This window comes from Microbacterium sp. C7(2022) (genome assembly GCF_028823665.1).
In the GTDB taxonomy this organism is placed as follows: domain Bacteria; phylum Actinomycetota; class Actinomycetes; order Actinomycetales; family Microbacteriaceae; genus Microbacterium.
Map to the genome: position 1 here is coordinate 75,488 of NZ_JAPEHV010000006.1, position 15,884 is coordinate 91,371.

The 15,884-nt window shown below is 65.6% G+C and carries 17 protein-coding genes; 6 read left to right on the forward strand and 11 right to left on the reverse strand.

All coding sequences use genetic code 11. The features are described 5' to 3' along the window. Window positions 1-60: 60 nt before the first annotated feature. A complete protein-coding gene (locus ON062_RS10735) occupies window positions 61-1,368 on the forward strand; it encodes a DUF4032 domain-containing protein (protein ID WP_274647135.1) in 1,308 nt (435 codons plus the stop codon). Window positions 1,369-1,374: 6 nt separating this feature from the next. Here ON062_RS10735 and ON062_RS10740 read toward each other — a convergent pair whose 3' ends face one another. From ON062_RS10740 to cysS, 3 genes are all read right to left on the reverse strand, one after another. Continuing rightward, the gene (locus ON062_RS10740; RefSeq protein WP_274647136.1) at window positions 1,375-2,016 is read right to left on the reverse strand and encodes an NAD(P)-dependent oxidoreductase; all 642 of its coding nucleotides are present in this window, start codon (window positions 2,014-2,016) and stop codon (window positions 1,375-1,377) included. 69 nt (window positions 2,017-2,085) lie between these two features. Continuing rightward, window positions 2,086-3,075, reverse strand: a complete 990-nt coding sequence (rlmB, locus tag ON062_RS10745; protein WP_274647137.1) for a 23S rRNA (guanosine(2251)-2'-O)-methyltransferase RlmB — start codon at window positions 3,073-3,075, stop codon at window positions 2,086-2,088. Next, window positions 3,068-4,468 (reverse strand): cysteine--tRNA ligase, encoded by a 1,401-nt coding sequence (gene cysS / locus ON062_RS10750; RefSeq protein ID WP_274647138.1) that lies wholly within the window; start codon window positions 4,466-4,468, stop codon window positions 3,068-3,070. Before cysS ends, rlmB begins: the two co-directional genes overlap by 8 nt. Window positions 4,469-4,564: 96 nt before the next feature. Here cysS and ON062_RS10755 point away from each other — a divergent pair, with 96 nt between their 5' ends. Both ON062_RS10755 and ON062_RS10760 read left to right on the forward strand, forming a co-directional pair. Continuing rightward, complete coding sequence (locus ON062_RS10755) at window positions 4,565-5,494, forward strand: DMT family transporter (protein ID WP_274647139.1); 930 nt, start codon at window positions 4,565-4,567, stop codon at window positions 5,492-5,494. A gap of 20 nt (window positions 5,495-5,514) precedes the next feature. Continuing rightward, on the forward strand, window positions 5,515-6,003 hold the full coding sequence (locus ON062_RS10760; protein ID WP_274647140.1) for a GNAT family N-acetyltransferase: 489 nt from the start codon (window positions 5,515-5,517) through the stop codon (window positions 6,001-6,003). A gap of 42 nt (window positions 6,004-6,045) precedes the next feature. On the opposite strand, the gene ispD is transcribed toward ON062_RS10760, so the two are convergent. Together ispD and ON062_RS10770 are read right to left on the reverse strand one after the other, a co-directional pair. Beyond that, entirely contained in the window at window positions 6,046-7,209 is a 1,164-nt protein-coding gene (gene ispD, locus ON062_RS10765; RefSeq protein ID WP_274647141.1) for a 2-C-methyl-D-erythritol 4-phosphate cytidylyltransferase, read from the reverse strand. A gap of 72 nt (window positions 7,210-7,281) precedes the next feature. Beyond that, on the reverse strand, window positions 7,282-7,764 hold the full coding sequence (locus tag ON062_RS10770; RefSeq protein ID WP_274647142.1) for a CarD family transcriptional regulator: 483 nt from the start codon (window positions 7,762-7,764) through the stop codon (window positions 7,282-7,284). Window positions 7,765-7,897: 133 nt separating this feature from the next. On the opposite strand from ON062_RS10770, the gene ON062_RS10775 reads away from it, so the two are divergent. Beyond that, on the forward strand, window positions 7,898-8,386 hold the full coding sequence (locus ON062_RS10775) for a DNA modification methylase (RefSeq protein WP_274647143.1): 489 nt from the start codon (window positions 7,898-7,900) through the stop codon (window positions 8,384-8,386). A 75-nt stretch (window positions 8,387-8,461) separates the two neighbouring features. Here the strand turns inward: ON062_RS10775 and ON062_RS10780 are convergent, their stop codons facing one another. Beyond that, window positions 8,462-9,145: a response regulator transcription factor gene (locus ON062_RS10780; RefSeq protein ID WP_274647144.1), complete on the reverse strand. Its 684-nt coding sequence runs from the start codon at window positions 9,143-9,145 to the stop codon at window positions 8,462-8,464. After that, window positions 9,142-10,368 (reverse strand): cell wall metabolism sensor histidine kinase WalK, encoded by a 1,227-nt coding sequence (locus tag ON062_RS10785; RefSeq protein WP_274647145.1) that lies wholly within the window; start codon window positions 10,366-10,368, stop codon window positions 9,142-9,144. Before ON062_RS10785 ends, ON062_RS10780 begins: the two co-directional genes overlap by 4 nt. 164 nt (window positions 10,369-10,532) lie before the next feature. Here ON062_RS10785 and phoU point away from each other — a divergent pair, with 164 nt between their 5' ends. Beyond that, window positions 10,533-11,210 (forward strand): phosphate signaling complex protein PhoU, encoded by a 678-nt coding sequence (gene phoU / locus ON062_RS10790; protein ID WP_274647146.1) that lies wholly within the window; start codon window positions 10,533-10,535, stop codon window positions 11,208-11,210. Between the two features lie 113 nt (window positions 11,211-11,323). On the opposite strand, the gene ON062_RS10795 is transcribed toward phoU, so the two are convergent. Next, complete coding sequence (locus ON062_RS10795; RefSeq protein ID WP_274647147.1) at window positions 11,324-12,070, reverse strand: phosphoglyceromutase; 747 nt, start codon at window positions 12,068-12,070, stop codon at window positions 11,324-11,326. 63 nt (window positions 12,071-12,133) lie between these two features. On the opposite strand from ON062_RS10795, the gene ON062_RS10800 reads away from it, so the two are divergent. Beyond that, complete coding sequence (locus tag ON062_RS10800) at window positions 12,134-12,994, forward strand: class I SAM-dependent methyltransferase (protein ID WP_274647148.1); 861 nt, start codon at window positions 12,134-12,136, stop codon at window positions 12,992-12,994. Here ON062_RS10800 and ON062_RS10805 read toward each other — a convergent pair. Genes ON062_RS10805 through ON062_RS10815 form a run of 3 tightly spaced genes read right to left on the reverse strand, consistent with a single transcriptional unit; the run spans window position 12,991 to window position 15,851 of the window. Next, on the reverse strand, window positions 12,991-14,100 hold the full coding sequence (locus ON062_RS10805; RefSeq protein ID WP_274647149.1) for an aromatic acid exporter family protein: 1,110 nt from the start codon (window positions 14,098-14,100) through the stop codon (window positions 12,991-12,993). The two genes, ON062_RS10800 and ON062_RS10805, sit on opposite strands and share 4 nt — an antisense overlap. A gap of 42 nt (window positions 14,101-14,142) precedes the next feature. After that, window positions 14,143-15,249, reverse strand: a complete 1,107-nt coding sequence (locus ON062_RS10810) for a folate-binding protein YgfZ (RefSeq protein ID WP_274647150.1) — start codon at window positions 15,247-15,249, stop codon at window positions 14,143-14,145. Beyond that, entirely contained in the window at window positions 15,249-15,851 is a 603-nt protein-coding gene (locus ON062_RS10815) for an FABP family protein (RefSeq protein ID WP_274647151.1), read from the reverse strand. The genes ON062_RS10810 and ON062_RS10815 overlap by 1 nt, the downstream gene beginning before the upstream one ends. Window positions 15,852-15,884: the final 33 nt, after the last annotated feature.

A 15,884-nucleotide genomic window follows, 5' to 3' on the forward strand; every position in this document is an offset into this window, starting at 1 on the left:
AAAGCGCGACGGCGCGGGTGGTTCTTCCTCCCGCGCCGTCTCGCATTTCCCGGAGGCATCATGTCCGACGCGTTGAGCATCACCGCCAGTCGGGTCGATCCTGCCCTGCTCGATCTGCCCTGGTCCACTCCCCTCGCAGAGTGGCCGTCCAGTCACATCGTGTTTCTCCCCAAGGGCATCTCGCGCCACCTCGTGCGTTTCGCGAGTCTGTCGGGACGTGTGGTTGCGATTAAGGAGACAACCGAAGCGATGGCCCGGCGAGAGTACGACATGCTCGGAAACCTCGCCAGACTCGACGTGCCCTGCGTCGAGCGAATTGCCGTGATCGCGGGGCGCACGGATGCGAACGGGAAGCCGCTGCCCGCAGCGCTCGTGACTTCTCACCTGAAGTTCTCTCTGCCATATCGGGCGCTGTTCACTCAAGTGCTGCGTCCCGACACAGCTACCCGCCTGGTCGACGCCCTTGCCGCTTTGCTGGTGCATCTTCACAACATCGGTTTCTTCTGGGGCGACGTGTCGCTATCCAACACGTTGTTCCGTCGGGATGCCGGGGCCTTCGCCGCCTACTTGGTCGACGCCGAGACGGGCGAACTGCACGAGAGCGGACTCACTCCGGGTCAACGTGCCCACGACCTCGATGTCGCACGCACGAACATCGCCGGGGAGATCATGGATCTCGAAGCTGGCGGACGACTCGAGGGCGGCGTCGACGCGATTGCGATCGCCGATGGCATCGTCTCCGCGTATCACGCCCTGTGGGCAGCGCTCACCGACCGCGAATCGTTTGATGCGGATGAGTCGTGGCGACTGACCGAACGCGTGCAGCGGCTGAACGAACTAGGCTTCGACATCGGCGAAATGTCGATCGAGACGACAGCGGACGGCACGACCGTCTCCATACAACCCAAGGTCGTCGATGCCGGCCACCATCAGCGACGACTGATCCGACTGACGGGTCTGGACGTCGAGGAGAACCAGGCGCGACGGCTCCTCAACGACCTGGATGAGTTCCGGGCACGGAGCACACGGTTCAGGGACGACGAAGAAATGGCAGCCCACGAGTGGCTCACTCGGGTGTTCGAGCCCGTGGTGAAGTCGATTCCCTGGGACCTGCGCTCAAAGCTCGAACCGGCCGAAGTGTTCCACCAGGTGCTCGAGCATCGTTGGTACGTCTCCCAGAACCGGGGACGCGCGGTGCCTCTTGCCGAAGCCTTGTCGAGCTATATCGACGAAGTGCTGCGACACCGCCGTGACGAGGCAACCCTCATGTCGCCCTCAACCGAAACGCTCTCGCTCCCGATTATCACGGACAGCCACGCCGTCATCGATGAAGACGACGACGGCGTGGACTGGCGCGACCTGGTCTGAGCCGCCTCAGTAGCCGACGGCGAAGCGTTCGCGCGAGTGACGCGGACGCTCGATCTCATCGATGACCGCCACGGCGAGGTCGGCACCCGAGATATACGATTCGCCGTCGGCGTCGGTCACGAGGACATCACCACCGTCCCGGTACTCACCGGTGCGCTCGCCAGGGTTCCATGCCCCGAAGCCACCCGCCGGATGTACATAGAACCAGTCTCGCGCGGCGTCGGTACGCTGCAGGTCTTCGAGGATGCCGATCGCCTCGAGCGCTTCGGGCTTGTACTCCTCGGTGAAGGATGGCTGATCAACAACGCGCCCGCCGCCCGGGGCCACCAAGCTGCCGCCTGCGCCGCCGATGACGCCCACACGCACCTCAGCAGGGAGCGCGTCGACGAGCGCCGCCACGTTCGGCCGTACCTGACCCAGCATGTCGCCGCGCGCGGGAACGGTCGAGATCACCACATCGACCCCAGTCAGTTCGCTGACGAGGCTCGGTGCATCGAGTAGCGTGCCCTCGATGTAGGTCACTCCCTCGATTCGCTCGGTGGGCAACGTGCGGGCGACCGAGACCACGGTGTGGCCTCGCTCCACCGCCTCCGCGACGATGTGCGACCCGGCGTAACCGGTTCCTCCGATGACGGCGATGCGTGTCATGTTGTGCCTTTCGCTGGGGTGTACATGGTTCCCAAGTCCGGCGACCGGCGTTTCATTCCCGGCGTTGGGTCAGCCGCGCTGCCCTCGCACCGTGGCGACTTGGTACAGCGCGACGGAGGCGGCGATGCCGGCGTTCAGAGACTCCGCTGCCGACGAAATCGGGATGGAGACGACCTGATCGCAATTCTCGGTCACCAAGCGCGACAAGCCTTTGCCCTCGGATCCGACAACGATCACAACGGGGCGATCAGCCAATTCGAGCGAGGGCAAGTCCACGTCGCCGTCGCCGGCGAGACCGAGGATGAATACGCCCTGCTTCTTGAATTCCTTGAGCGTCGTCGTCAGGTTCGGAGCGAGCGCGACCGGGATGCGCGCTGCCGCGCCGGCACTGGTCTTCCACGCCGCCGAGTTCACACTGGCGGAGCGTCGCTGCGGCACGATCACGCCGTGACCGCCGAACGCAGCCGTCGATCGAATGATCGCTCCGAGGTTGCGCGGGTCGGTGATGCCGTCGAGCGCGATGAACAACGGCACCTCGTCGCGATCAATGACCTGTTCGAGGAGGTCCTGCGGGTGCGCGTACTCATAGGGCGGAACCTTGAGCGCGACGCCCTGATGCACACCGTCGAATCCCGCCATGCGGTCCAGTTCGGGGCGTGTGACCTCAAGAACCGGGATGCCGCGATGCGTCGCGATCGACAGCATCTCCTTCACACGGTCATCCATCTCCACACGCTGCGCAATGTAGAAGGCTGTGGCGGGAATCTTCGCGCGGAGCGCCTCGAGCACCGAGTTGCGCCCGGTGACCGTCTCAGTGTCGTCCTCTTTCTTGGCGGCGCGTGGGCGCGCCCCTCCGGATCCCCCAGGCTTTCCCTTCCCGCCCGCAGCGGCGTAGCGCTCTGCAGCAGCCTTACGCTTTCCGGCCGGATGCCACGCCCGATCCTCTGCCTTCGGTGTCGGTCCACGACCCTCGAGTGAACGCTTGTTCTTGCCGCCCGTACCCTTGGTCGGGCCCTTCTTGTTTCCCTTGCTCGCGCCGGGGCGCCCTGGCTTAGCCATTCAAACTCCAATGTGTTCCGTCAACGCTGTCCTCCAGCGTGATCCCTGCCGCGGCGATCGCGTCGCGGATGCGGTCTGCTGCCGCAAAATCCTTGGTGGCCCGTGCTTCGGCGCGCTGAGCGACCATCGTGCCGACCAATCGGTCCAATGCACCCGCCTCGGCGGATGATCCCGACGCCGCCCAGTGCGCTGCCTCGGGATCGATGCCGACAATGTCACACATCGCCAACACCTCGGCACGGGCGCGCCGGGCGCCCGATTCGTCACCGGCATCCAGCGCGGCGTTGCCGGTGCGAACGGTGTCGTGCACGACGGCGAGCGCCTGTGGCACACCGAGATCGTCATCGAGTGCTTCCGCGAAGGCTGGGGGAAGGAGCGCGCCCGTGTCCGGCGTCTCCCCCACGCCCAGGCGTGCCGCGCGGTCGAGGAACCGAGAAATGCGGTCAACCGCAGCCTCGGCCTCGGCGAACGTCGACGGGGTGATATCGAGGCTCGAGCGATAGTGCGCGGCGGCGAGCGCATAACGCACGACGAGGGGATCGTGAGCGCCGAGGACGTCCGCCGCGGGAATGAAGTTGAAGAGCGACTTCGACATTTTCTGCCCGCCGACCGTCACCAGCCCGTTGTGCACCCAGTAACGCGCGAAGCCGTCTCCGGCAGCCTTCGACTGAGCAAGTTCGTTCTCGTGATGCGGGAATCGCAAATCGAGACCACCACCGTGAATGTCGAATTGAGCGCCCAGGTAGCGGCGCGCCATCGCCGAACACTCAATGTGCCACCCCGGGCGGCCCGGGCCCCACGGGGAATCCCACATCGCCGACTCCGGCTCGTCTGCCTTCGCGGCCTTCCACAGGGCGAAGTCCTGCGGGCTCCGTTTTCCACGAGGGTCGGCATCGGCGGCCGGTTCCATTGCATCTACGGATTGACGGGTCAACGCTCCGTAACGTGGCCAGGAGCGCACGTCGAAGTACACGTCGCCGGCCGCAGCATAGGCGCGATTCGCTTCGATCAACCGCTGAATGAGCTCTTGCATCTGGGTGATCGACGCGGTTGCGCGCGGCTCGTACGTGGGCGGACGAATGCCGATCGCCTCGTACGCTCGCGTGAACTCTCGCTCCATCCGATATGCGAGCGCCCACCACGGCTCGTCGTCGGTGGCGTTAGCCAGCACCTTGTCATCAATATCCGTGACGTTGCGCACGAACGTGACGCGGTCATAGCGGTGCTCGAGCCAACGGCGAAGGATGTCGAAGCTGAGCGCGCCCCGCAGGTGGCCGATGTGCGGGCCAGACTGCACCGTTGGACCGCACACATACATGGTGACGTTCCGCGGGTCGAGGGGCTCGAAGTCGCGCAACGCCTGCGCTTGAGTGTCATAGAGCCGAACCGTCACCGCACCAGCCTACCGGCGGGGACTGGATAGGAACCGGATGCCGCTGCCGAGCATTCCGGACGATGACGAGGTGCCCTCGCGATGCCGTAGAACTATATGGTGCCCTCCGTGTTCGCCGTGCTCGCCGCCGCACTCTTGTTCGGCACCACGGGAACCGCGCAAGCATTGGGACCTGACGGCACCACTCCCCTATCGGTCGGCGTGATGCGAATGGTCATCGGTGGCACCGGCTTGGCCATTCTCGCGTTCACCCTCGCTGCCAGACATGCTCGACGCCGTCCCCGCGGTGCGCCGTCACCTCGACTTTCGCCGCGAGCTGGCGCCCTCATGCTCCTCACCGGCGCCTGCCTTGCTCTGTACCAGCCGCTGTTCTTCCTCGGCACCGAGCGCAACGGTGTGGCTGTAGGAACCGTGATCGCGCTAGGTTCAGCGCCGATCCTCGCAGGGTTGCTCGAATGGGCCCTGACCCGTCGGCTCCCGAGTACCACGTGGATCATGGCGACCGCGCTCGCAACCGGCGGCGTTGTTCTTCTTGGACTCGGAGGTGAAGCGGGTTCGGTCGGCACCGACATCGCTGGCTTGGCGGGCTCCGTCGGGGCGGGCGCGTGCTTCGCGGTGATTGCAAACGCGCAACGGCGACTCCTGGACGACGGCTGGGACCCGTTCACCGTCGTCGGCGCTATGGGGGCCACGTCCGCGGCAATCTTCGCCGTGTTCCTTCCCTTCGTCGATCTCTCGTGGCTCGCACAGCCGGGGGGCTGGCCCATGGCGCTGTGGCTCGGCGTGGCAACGATCTCTGTGGCATACGTGCTCTTCACGTGGGGGCTGAACGGGCTGACAGCGGCAACCGCCGCAACGCTCACCCTCGGTGAGCCTCTCACCGCCGGCGTGCTGGGGATCACCGTGCTCGGCGAACGCCTCTCCGTTCTCGCCATACTCGGCCTCGTCGTTCTGGCAGCGGGACTGGCGCTCCTAGCCTGGGGCTCACGCAAGAGAGATCCGGGGCCTTATCCCGTCGAGGCCTGACACCCCGATACGATTCGTCCGTGTCCTTGCACGTTCAGCCCGACGATCTTTCGTCCGCCGCCACGCGAGCTCTCATCGCCATGCACGTCGACGAGATGCACGACGGGTGCCCCACCGAGAGCGTGCACGCCCTCGACGCGACTGAGCTGCAGCATCCGGCCATCAGTTTCTTCTCCGCATGGAACAACGAACGCCTCGCCGGAATCGGCGCCCTGAAACAGTGGGGCGAATCGCAAGGAGAGATCAAGTCGATGCGCGTTGCGGATGACTTCCGCGGCACCGGCGTCGGTCGCGCCATACTCGACACGCTCATCGATGTCGCGCGACAGCGCTCGCTCACGGGACTCTGGCTCGAGACTGGCTCGAGCGCTCCGTTCGCACCCGCGCGCCACCTCTACGCCCGCGCCGGATTCGTCGAATGCGATCCCTTCGCCGACTACGCGCCGGACCCGCTGTCTGTGTTCATGACGCTCGACCTGGATCCTTCCCGGAGCGCTGTGCGGACGTAGGCGACCGCGGGTTTCGCCGCGCCGAAACACCGATGCAGGGTGTCAGCGTGTGATGACCGCTACCGCAAATGCCGACAATCCCTCACCCGCCCCCGTGAAGCCGAGGCCATCGGTCGTTGTCGCTGTCACGGAAACAGGAGCCCCGCCGAGCGCATCGGACAGGACACGCTGAGCTTCCTCACGGCGAGTCGAGAAGCGCGGCCGGTTGGACTGAAACTGCACGGACACGCTCCCGATGCGCCACCCCGCCTCGGCAAGAATCGCTCGGGTGCGAGCGAGAAACACGTCGGCATGCGCACCCGCGTACTCCGGATGCGAAGTACCGAAATGCGTTCCGATGTCGCCGAGGCCCGCCGCCGCAAGGAGTGCATCGACGACCGCGTGAGCCACGGCGTCACCGTCCGAGTGGCCAGAGAGTGCAGGTTCACCCGGCCACTCCACGCCGGCCAGCCACAGATTCCCGTCGCCGCCGAAGGCATGCACATCCGTGCCGATTCCCACTCGCGGGATCGAGTCCTGCGCGAGCATGGACCGTGCCCGGGCAAGGTCGTCAGGCCCGGTGATCTTGAACGCGGACGGGTCACCGGCAACGACGCGCACCAGCCCACCGGCGGCCGCCACGAGCGCCGCATCGTCCGTGAACTCATCCATGGTTTCTGCATAGGCCCGATCAAGCACGTCGCGCCGGAACCCCTGTGGCGTCTGCGCGGCAGCGAGCGCGGCGCGATCGACGGCTGCAATCACATGCTGGCCGTCGACGCGCTTGAGGGTGTCGACCACCGGAAGCACAGGAATCGCAGCGTCGGCCCCCGCCCCCAGTTCCTCGATCACACGCTCGAACACCGCGGGTGGTGTCAGCGCGCGCGCCGCGTCATGAACGAGCACGCTGCGCACCGAGGGCCACAGGGCGGCGAGGCCAGCAGCGACGGATTGTTGCCGTGTCGGCCCACCACGCACCACTGCGACCAGATCCGCACCTGAGGGGACCGCCGATCTCGCCGCCGCGAGCGCTTCGCCTTCGCGCCCCTCAGGAGCGACGATGACAATCTGTGCGCCGGCAATCTGCCCCACGTTGCGCAAAGCGTGGTGAAGGATCGACGCGCCATCGATGCCTACGAAAGCCTTCGGAGCGCCCGCTCCTAGGCGTGTTCCAGAACCGGCGGCGACAACGACGATGCCGACAGTCGGCACAGGGGCAGTGTTCACATGCCCACGCTATCGCGGCGCACCTGCGCAACATGCAGAACGACGCCGGAGTCCGGCGTCGTTCTAGGGGGTTCAGGAAGCGAGAACCTCGTCGAGGAGCACGCTCGCCTTGTCTTCATCGGTCTTCTCGGCAAGAGCGAGTTCCGAGATCAGAATCTGCTTCGCCTTCGCGAGCATCCGCTTCTCACCCGCCGACAATCCGCGGTCCTGATCGCGGCGCCACAGGTCGCGAACAACTTCGCTCACCTTGATCACGTCACCGGAAGCCAGTTTCTCTAGGTTCGCCTTGTAACGGCGCGACCAGTTGGTGGGCTCTTCGGTGAACGGCGCACGAAGCACCTCGAAAACGCGGTCGAGGCCATCTTTGCCGATGACATCGCGGACACCGACCAAGTCGACGTTCTCCGCGGGAACTTCAATGATCAGGTCACCCTGGGTGACGTTGAGCTTCAGATACTTCTTCGTCTCGCCCCGGATGATCCGGTCCTTGACCTCGATGATCGTTGCCGCCCCGTGATGGGGGTACACGACCGTCTCGCCAACCTCAAAAAGCATGGAGTTATGTCCCTTCGGCAACCTCCAGGATACCACAGGCAACATGCGCTAAGGTTCGCCACCCACTCCCCGCATCGCCCACGTGACGGTGGCGGCTCTATCGAAGGGACGCCAACACCCTAGAATGCTGATGATGTCATCTTCAGCTTTGGGAGGATCCGTGAAATCGCGCCTCATCGCGTCACTCGCCGTCGGCGCCGCCGTCGTGCTCAGCACGACCGGATGCAACATGATCGCTCCGCAGGCGACCACCATCGAGTACGCGGCCGCGGAGGGGATCAATGTTCCCGACTCAGGCCCGGTCGAAGTACGCAACGCGTTCATCGTCGCCACCGAGGACGGCGCTCAGGGCAACTTCATTGCCGCGCTGATCAACGACACTGATTCGGCGCAGACGCTGAACATCGAACTCGACGGTGGCATCAGTGAGACGGTACGCATTCCCGCGTACACCACGATCAGCCTCGGCGCGGATGCTGAGCCTCTCCTGATCGATGGGCTCGACGCGCTGCCCGGCACCGCGATCGAGGGCTACTTCGAGTCGGGTGGTACCGGCAGCCCGCTCGTCGACGTCCCCGTGTTGGATGGCGCTCTCGACTACTTGGCTCCCCTGGTCCCCTGACGACCCCGCCGCCACATACGAATCAACGCGCCCTGTGTCATCACACAGGGCGCGTTGTCGTTCGTGCGGGAAAGATCAGTCCTCGAACCGGTAGCCCAATCCGCGCACGGTGACCAGTTTCGTAGGCGATGCCGGATCGGCCTCGATGCGTGATCGAATCCGCTTGATGTGCACGTCCAGGGTCTTGGTGTCGCCAAAGTAGTCGCTCCCCCACACCCGGTCGATGAGCTGGCCGCGAGTCAGGACGCGACCCGAGTTGCGCATCAACACCTCAAGGAGTTCGAACTCTTTGAGGGGCATGCTGATCTCGCGGCCATCGACCGCGACCGAGTGGCGATCGATATCGAGCACCACGCGGCCACCGTCGAGCACGCGCTCCTCAAGGTCTTCCTCCGCGGTTGACAGCCGGCGCAACACAGCGCGCATGCGGGCAAGAAGCTCACGCGCCGAATATGGCTTCGTCATGTAGTCATCGGCGCCGAGTTCAAGACCCACCACGATGTCGACCTCAGAGTCCTTGGCGGTCAGCATGATGATGGGTACTGCCGACGTCGTCCTGATCTGGCGACAGACTTCGGTTCCGGGCATTCCCGGAAGCATGAGGTCGAGAAGAACGATGTCGGGGCCTGTCTCCCGAAAAAGAACGAGAGCGGACGGCCCATCCTCAGCAATGTCTACCTCGTACCCCTCTCTGCGAAGCAGGTAGGCGAGAGGGTCCGAGAGGTCGGGTTCGTCTTCAACGATCAAGACGCGTGTCATGGTGCTTCTCCGTTCGGGCGACTGGGCTGCTTCGCAGCGGCCGTGGCGTCGCGTTTCTTCTTGCGCTTGCGTTTCGGGCGGGGCGCCGCCTGATCGTCGGGCGCCTCGATCTGCGGAAGGCGCACGGTGAATGTCGACCCTCTGCCGGGCCGCGACCACAGTTTCACCTCACCACCATGCAAGTGAATGGCGTGCTTCACGATCGCCAGGCCCAGGCCGCTGCCCCCGGTTCGACGTGCGCGGGCAGGATCGGCTCGGTAGAACCGCTCGAAGACACGCGCCTGGTCGGCTTCAGAGATCCCGATGCCACGATCTGTCACGGCGATCTCGACGATGTCATCGGCGGCCCTCACCCCGATGCCGACGCTGAGCCCGCTGGAGGAATAGGCGATGGCGTTGGAGATCAGGTTGCCGAGCGCCTCACTAAGCACCTGGGCGTCGCCACGAACGAACAGATGCCGCTCTCCGCCGCGGGTCAAGGTGATCTCGGCAGACTCTGCTTGCAGGGCATGCGCGTCCATCGCGTTCGCGACGACTTCGTCGATGGAGACCTCGCGCTGCGCGGTGATCACATCTCCCGATTGGAGGCGAGAAAGACTCATGATGCGCGCCGTGAGACTCGACAGGCGCGCGGCCTCAGCCAGAAGCCGCGATGCGAATATGCGCACCTGAGGCGGATCGTCAGCTGCGGACTCGATCGCTTCGGCAAGAAGGCTCACTGCCCCGACGGGTGTCTTCAACTCGTGGCTGGTGTTTGCCACGAAGTCTCTGCGCATTTGCTCGACACGCTCTTGCTCGGTGATGTCCCGCAACACCAAAAGAGTCAACCGTGGCGAGATCCTCGTCGCGCGCACGACGACCAAACGTGGTTCCGCCGGCAGCGCGCCGCGGCGCAGCCTGAGCGTCTCGGTTGTCGCCGTCTCAACGGTACGCACCGTGCGGACCACGTCGCGGAGTTCGTCTGAAGGAAGAACATCGTCCTCGTGCAGGCCGAAGGGGATCGCCGGGCGGGACGCGGCCACGATGCGCATCGATGAATCCACGACGACCGCGGCGTCATCCATACCGTGGAGTACGCCGCTCACGCCCTCGGGGATCGCGGCGGAGACCTCACTGCGCGCGCGGTCTCGCGCCCGCAACGCCGCCACGATCACGCCGGCGACCGACGCCCCGATGATGATTCCCGCAAGAAGCGCGACCAGCGCCAGTTGCGTTGTGTTCATGCTGACAGCGTATGGTGCGCGGAGGGGCGGTCGTGCGCAATTCGCTATGGCCGGGAACGGTCGGAATACTATTCACCAGGCAGGCACCGTTCGTTAACCTTCGCTGGCGAGAATCTCCGACGTCGCGCGGGCGGACGCCTGCCAGATCATGAGAGGTGCATCAGATGCGCGAAGTGTTCCATCAGTCGCTTGAGGACGTCCAGGGACGACTCGTCGAGATCTCAGAACTCGTCACAGTCGCCATCGACAAGGCGACACGAGCCTTCGGTACGAGCGACGTCGCCCTGGCGGAAGAAGTCATCGAAGCCGACTCGATCATCGATGACAAGGCGATCGAGCTCGACGAGCTCGCGATCGAAATTCTCGCGCGCCAGCAGCCGGTGGCCCGAGATCTCCGCGTTGTCGTGAGCGCTCTGCGCACGAGTGCGTCGCTCGAGCGCATGGGTGACATCGCCGAGCACATCGCCCAACTCACGCGCATGCGTTTTCCTGAGCGTGCCATCCCGAAGGGCCTGAAGTCGACGTTCCGCAAGATGGGCGAGCTCGATGTCGACGTTGCTCGATCGCTCACCGAGATCCTGCGCACACAAGACCTCTCGCTCATCGAGCAACTGCGCGACGCAGACGACAAGCTCGACGAACTGCACGCGTCGGTGTTCGAGAAGGTCCTCAGCGACAGCTGGCAGGGCGAGGCCAGTGCCACCGTGGACGCCACGCTGGCAAGCCGCTACCACGAGCGTTTCGCAGACCACGCCGTTTCCGTGGCGAAGAAGGTCGCTTACCTGTCGACGGGCGAGTGGGCCGTCACCACCGACACCATCGAGATCATCGAAGCGCCGTAACCGCACAGGGCCCGTAACCGCACAGGGCGCCGTGCCCGCACAGAACAAAGAGAGTGGATGCCCCGGGGGGAGCATCCACTCTCTTTCTGCGTGTGCGGACGGATGTCTGCGCGTTACTTGCCCTGATTGGCCACCGCTGCGGCTCCTGCCGCGGCTGCTTCGGGGTCGAGGTACTCGCCCGGGCCAGCGGGGGTGAAGTCGGCGTTCAAACGGTAGACCAGCGGGATGCCGGTAGGAATGTTCAACTCGGCGATGTCGGCGTCGCTGATGCCGTCGAGGTGCTTGACGAGTCCACGAAGCGAGTTGCCGTGCGCGGTGACAAGCACGGTCTTGCCCGCTTCAAGATCAGGAACGATGTCGCTGTGCCAATACGGCAACATGCGGTCGATCACGAGCTTCAAGGACTCAGTGTGCGGCACGTCGCCGTCGATGCCCGCGTAGCGGGGGTCGTCCACCTGGCTGTACTGATCGTCCGCGGCCAGCGGCGGCGGCGGCACGTCGAACGAGCGGCGCCAAAGCATGAACTGCTCCTGACCGAACTCCTCGAGAGTCTGCGCCTTATCCTTGCCCTGGAGCGCGCCGTAGTGACGCTCGTTCAGGCGCCACGTGCGCTTGACCGGGATCCACAGGCGATCGGCGCTGTCGAGGGCGAGGTTCGCGGTCTGGATCGCTCGGCTGAGCAACGACGTGTGCACAACGTCCGGCAGGATGCCCGACTCCGCGAGCAGCTCGCCGCCACGCGCGGCCTCGGCGCGCCCCTGTTCGGTCAAACGCACGTCCACCCATCCGGTGAACTGGTTGGTCTTATTCCACTCGCTCTGCCCGTGGCGGAGGAGGATCAACGTATACGGAGCGGTCATACGGCCCATAATATCGGCGCCCACCAACACACCACGCGAGTATGCCGATGGCATCATGGTGCGATGGCATCCGCTCATTCCCCCATCGGACGCCTGACGCGAGGAACGACGGGGACCAACCGGCTCAGACGGGTCGATCGCTGGATCGCCCGCCATACCGCGCTGCGCCGCAGCACAGACCCTCTGGTGATCGATCTCGGGTTCGGCGCGAGCGCCGTCACGACGCTCGAGCTGCACGCAAGACTGGCCCGCTCCCGACCCGACGTCGAGGTGCGGGGGTTGGAGATCTCACCCGAACGCGTCGTTCGTGCCCGCGCCCAGCTCGACGAGGTACGCGCGGGCCGCACGCCGTTCGCCTCTGATGCGCGCGTCGAGTTCGCGCTCGGGGGCTTCGAGATCCCCCTCCCCTCTGCTCGACGCCCGGTCATCATCAGGGCGCTCAACGTGCTGCGCCAATACGACGAAGGCGACGTGCGCAATGCCTGGGCGTCGATGAGTGCTCGCCTGGCCCCGGGAGGCGTACTCGTCGAGGGGACGTGCGACGAGATCGGGCGCGTCGCATCCTGGGTCGCGCTGGACGCGGCATCCACTCCCCTGACCTTGACTATCGCGCTGCGGCTGGCCGAGTTGCAACGCCCGTCCGTTGCCGCTGAACGGCTTCCGAAAGCTCTGATTCATCGCAATGTGCCCGGGGAACCCGTGCACGAGTACTTACGGGCTCTGGATGCCGAGTGGGAGCGCGCCGCGTCTGTTTCACCATTCGGGCCGGTGCATCGGTGGCGTACCGCGTTGCAGGGCATGACCAACGCCGGCTGGCCCCTGCACGAGCGCTCGCGGTGGCGCCTCGGTGAAGTCACCGTGCCGTGGGCCAGCGTCGCGCCGCGCGGCGAATCCGCACTCCCGGCCGTGGCCGATCGCACCTAGATACGCGGTACAGCGGCACGCGCGTCGGCGTGGGTCATTCCCGCGGCGACGAGCAGATCGACAACGAGCGGTCGCAGCGCGGCGACGAGGTTCTGCTCCCCCAGCGACCCATCCGGCACGACCTCACGCGGGTCGAGGTGAGCGGCGACAGCGATCAGATGCTCGCGCGCCTGCAGTTCGAGCGCGATGTCAGCAATCGATCCGCGGATGACGTCGGCACCCCGCAGAATCTCACCGATGATGTCGGCGACAACGGGCCGGGACTGGCCGTCGTCCATCAGATACAGCGCCCGTCGCGCGATCACTCGCAGGTTGCGCGTCGCGAGATCGAGAGCGCCATGCACACGTTCGTGTCGGCGAAGCTCGACCGCGCGGGCGCGCGTGAACGGGGAAATTCGCGCGACCGCCAGCCCCGATTCGATGGATGCACCCCAGGCATCGATCCCCGGTTGCAGGGCGCGCGCTTTCTCCAACCCGCGCTCCGCACGAATGCGACTGCCGCGGTGCAAGGACTGCATGATGGTGTTTGCCGCGTCGGCGAAGTCGACGAACGCCGACTCCGCGGCGCGAGCTGCCTCCCGCAGGGGGTTGCGCGGGATCAGCGACGTCACCAACAGGGCCGCCACTCCCCCGACGATGCCATCGAGCAGCCGGACGAACGGTACGCCCACGGGCAACGCCATCACGATGATCGACTGAATCGCGGCGGCGATCGCGAAGCTCGGCTTGGGCGAGAGGAATCGCGCGATGACCAAGGCAAAGGTCACCGACAACGCCAGTTGCCATACTCCTGACCCCACAAGCATCAGCAGAAGTTCAGCGACGAGGATGCCCACGAGCATGCCGAAGATCGTCTCGACCACGCGGACCGGACGCGCATCGCGTACGAGGCCCAGGCTCGACACCGTGACCGTTGCCGCAAGGAGTGGAGTCGGATGCCCGAGAACAGCCGCCGCGAACCAGTAGGCCAGGGTGGCGGCGACCACGATCTGCACGATGGCGATGCCAGAGTCACGCACTCGACGCAAGCCCGGTCGCGGGTCGAAGCGATGATGCCAGCGGGTCGGGATGCTCGTGGTGAGCGAACCGGTGGTCGGGCCGCTCATCGTCCGCGCCCGTTCACGATCACACCCGGCCGAGCAACACGGTCATGTGGCCCGAGCGCGCCGCGATAGACGGGTGATCCGGGGCACACTAGCCGTCGCGCCCGCATCGGGCGGCACGATCATCTCTTGCGCCGCCGTGATCGACCCATTCTCGGTCTCGACGAACAACACCGCATCGATGTCCGTCGTCCGCCGCACGAGCGCGAGCGCGATCGGGCCTTCTTCGTGGTGACGCGCAACCGAGGTGAGAACGCCCACCGACCGGTCGCCCTCACGAACCTCGGCACCCGGAAGAGGAAGGAGGTCACCGCTGCCATCGAGTTGCAGAGCCACCAGTCGCCGCGGCGGATGCCCCAGGTTATGCACCTTCGCCACCGTCTCCTGCCCGCGATAACACCCTTTGTTCAGATGTACCGAGGTACGCAGCCAATCGCTCTCGTGCGGCAGCGCACGTTCGTCGACCTCGGTTCGCCACCCAGGACGCCATGCCGCCACGCGGAGAGCGTCGGCTGCGAGCGTTCCCGCCACCGTCACCTCCCCGGCAACGGCTCGGGCGGCCAACGCGGTGGCCTCCTCACGCGTGACGATCGCCTCGACCCACTCACGATCGAACCCGGGGTGCCCTTCGTCGGCGGCGTAGGCCCAGCCACCGGCGCTGACCGACGGCCAGGGGTCCTCCCACACGAGCGGAACGGCGTGTGAAACCGCGGGAGAGGTGGCCGCGTGCACCCCCTCGGCTGTACCGCCGATCACCGTGTGCGACTCCGTGGCATCCACAAGCTCAACGCGCATTCGGAAGCGCATACGCGTGAGCCACGCGAGAAGTGACTGCGCATCGGCGCGATCAACGATCAACCATGTTGTCTCGCCGTCGTCGAGAACCGCCGCCGCGTGCTCGATGTGGCCGTTCGGGTCAAGGACGAGCAACTCGGTGCTCTGGCCAGCCGGGAGGTGAGCCAGAGCCTGCGACGTGACCGAGTCCAACCAACTCAGCCGGTCTTCACCGGTCGCCGTCAGCACGGCACGATCCTCGAGCGGTGCGACGGCTCGCCCACCCTGCAGCGCTCGCTGCTCAGCCATCGGGTTTCCCGTGTGAATGAGAACGCCGTCTTCGACGACGGCGCCGGGAACTGCCGAGAAAAGTGACATCACAGGGCCCGCGCCAAGCGAGCCGAGGCGTGTGACGCCAACTCGTGGCCGAGAGCGGCGATGTCCCATGCCCACAGCAGGTGCCCATCGACCAAGCCATACATGCGCGTGGCCGCTCCGTAGTTCTTCCCGCCCGCCGGACTCACGATGGCATCGGTGGCGATGTCGATCCGCGGCCCGTTGATCTGCCCGAGATACAACTCGCTCACTCCGTTGGAGTGCACGAGGGCGACTTCGATATCGAAGCCACCCCCCGTGTTGCGCATCGCCTCGATGTCGTCCACCGTGCGCGCAGCGGGGGGCTCGGATGGCGGGAGAAGCGCCGGCCCGGGTTCGGTAGAGGCCGCGGGGATTGCGACCCGCCAGAATCCTGATTCGGACACCAGCGGCGTCCGCTGATCGCCATCGCCGTGGAGCCACGCAGTGGCCGAATAGTTGAGGAACGTGCCGCCGTCATGACTGAAGCTCACGCGATGGGTGAACTCACCTGCGAAGTGATGTCCCTCGGTGTCGTAGTCGATGACGCCGGTGCCTTCCCATACGCCGATCAGCCACGAAAGGGGCGCAAGTTCAGCGGGAAGGTCGGTCGGAATCTCCAGCACGACGTGCTCGCTCAGCGCTGGCCGCGGTACAGG